This is a genomic window from Okeania sp. SIO2B9, assembly GCF_010672505.1.
Lineage (GTDB): Bacteria > Cyanobacteriota > Cyanobacteriia > Cyanobacteriales > Microcoleaceae > Okeania > Okeania hirsuta.
Genome location: NZ_JAAHGK010001221.1, coordinates 1 through 2,294, shown reverse-complemented (window position 1 = coordinate 2,294; position 2,294 = coordinate 1). Strand labels below are relative to the sequence as shown.

Annotated in this window: 1 protein-coding gene and 1 pseudogene; one reads left to right on the top strand and one right to left on the bottom strand. The window is 37.8% G+C overall.

The features are described from left to right. Positions 1-28 precede the first annotated feature (28 nt). On the bottom strand, positions 29-1,153 hold the full coding sequence (locus F6K13_RS29140) for a DegT/DnrJ/EryC1/StrS aminotransferase family protein (protein WP_124144566.1): 1,125 nt from the start codon (positions 1,151-1,153) through the stop codon (positions 29-31). 707 nt (positions 1,154-1,860) lie between these two features. Between F6K13_RS29140 and F6K13_RS29135 the strand changes: the two are divergent. Next, positions 1,861-2,294: pseudogene (locus F6K13_RS29135) on the top strand (ATPase domain-containing protein); the annotation flags it as partial.

Below are 2,294 nucleotides of genomic sequence, written 5' to 3'. Positions count from 1 at the left end.
ACATAAGGGTTTTAGCTAAGTTTACAAATCAGCTCTTACTAATTGTCTCAACAACTTGATTAATTTGTTCTTCACTAATGACAGGATACATAGGTAGGGATAAAATCTGTTGACTGAGAATTTCACTATTGGGAAAATCTCCTTGTTTATAGCCTAAATTTTTATAGGCTGGTTGGAGATGACAGGGTATAGGATAATGTATACCAACAGAAATACCTTCGGCTGTTAATTTCTCTTTTAGGGTATCCCGGTTAATGGGAGATTTGTCGGTGACTCGAATCACATATAAGTGATAAATATGCCCACTCCCACTCAAATTCTGTATGGGAATAATACCTTTTTCTTTCATTGGATTGAGAAGGCTATCATATTTTTGAGCTGCTTGGTTACGATCGCTATTCCAGCTCTCTAAATAAGGAAGCTTGACATTTAGTACTGCAGCTTGTAAGGTGTCTAACCTACTGTTAGTACCTACTTCCTCATGAACATATTTACACGGTGCGCCATAATTACGGAGAATTCGCATTTTATCCGCCACCACCGAATCGTTAGTAATAACCATTCCTCCATTACCAAAGCAACCTAAATTTTTACTTGGATAAAAGCTAAATGCAGCAGCTGTTCCTATGCTTCCAGCACGATATCCTTCTGTTTGTGCCAAATGAGCTTGGGCTGCATCTTCAAATATAATCAAATTGTTAGCTTGAGCAAAGTCTTGTAATTTACTAGGAGCTACCATTTGACCGTAAAGATGTACTGGTAATATTACCTTAGTCTTGGAGGTGACGGCCTTTTGAGCTGCTTCTAAGTCAATTAAGGCATTGTCAAGATTACAGTCCACTAGAACGGGGATAGCACCAGCATGAAGTACCCCAATTAATGTGGCGATAAATGTATTAGCAGGTAAAATTACTTCATCACCCGCACCAATACCACAAGCTTGAAGTCCTAGTGTTATGGCATCCGTTCCACAAGCAACTCCAATAGCATTTTTAACTCCACAAGCTTCTGCAAATGAATACTCAAATTTTTCTACTGCCTGACCAAGTATAAAGTCTCCTCTCTCTAATACTGCCTGGATGGAATTTTCTAGTTCTGTTTTTAGTGGTTGATGTTGGAGCTTGAGGTCAACGAAAGGAATATTTTTTGCCATTATCTATATAATGTTGATGACTAAAAATTTACTCAGATGTATTAGCTAACTGAAATATTGATTTACACTATCTTAAGTGTCTAGAGTAATAATTTATACACTGACCCTGACTATATTACTAAGTATAAGATAGCACAAATAATTGCTGAGAAAGAGCAAGACAGCCAATAAGCTTCAACATTTTTTTTTATTATTGCTACAAATAATCCTTGTTTATATAAGTAAAAATGTTATAAAAATTATAATAGAAGCATCTGAATAATATTTATATGTATTATCTAATCATAGAAAATTAAAAATGCTACTATTATGCAGTATGCAAAACTACATTGATTAACTTGGGTAGCCATTCTGTAGAGGTTTTCGTTTACTAGCAGCCTCTGGAGACTATGGTAAATAAAATATACCTAGAAAATTAAGTAAAGCTATGGGTTTTGTGACACGGATATTTTTTAGAGTAGAACCTTGGCCGTGTCCATCGACAGTGGCCTTAATCCTAGAGAATAAGGTGACTGAGTATGGTATGTTTCGCACGGCTTAGTTTTCGTGAAATCGAAAATAGGAAGGTTTTGGCTCTCCTAATCTAAAGTGTAGAGTAGTGGGTCTAGCAGTTAGCTACCTCCAAGTCTCTTCAAAATCTCAGGCTATAGCTAGGGGTTTAGCCTCAGAGAATGTCAATGTCTAGTGTTAAGTTGGGAAAAAAATACATGGCTTCAGCTACAGATAACAAAGAAAAACAAAAAGCTTTAGATTCAGTCCTGAAAACTATAGAAAAAAGTTTTGGTAAAGGGTCAATTGTCCGTTTGGGAGATGCTACCCGCATGAAGGTGGAAACAATTCCTAGTGGGGCATTGACTTTAGACTTAGCATTGGGAGGTGGCTTACCCAAGGGCAGAGTTATTGAAATTTATGGCCCAGAAAGTTCGGGGAAAACTACCCTTGCTTTACACGCGATCGCCGAAATTCAGAAAACAGGAGGTATTGCAGCTTTTGTAGATGCGGAACACGCTCTTGACCCCACTTATGCTGCTGCATTAGGGGTCGATATCGAAAATTTACTTGTCTCCCAACCTGATACTGGGAGATGGGTTTGGAGGTAGTGGATCACCTGGTTCGATCTGTAGCTGTTGATATTGTGGTT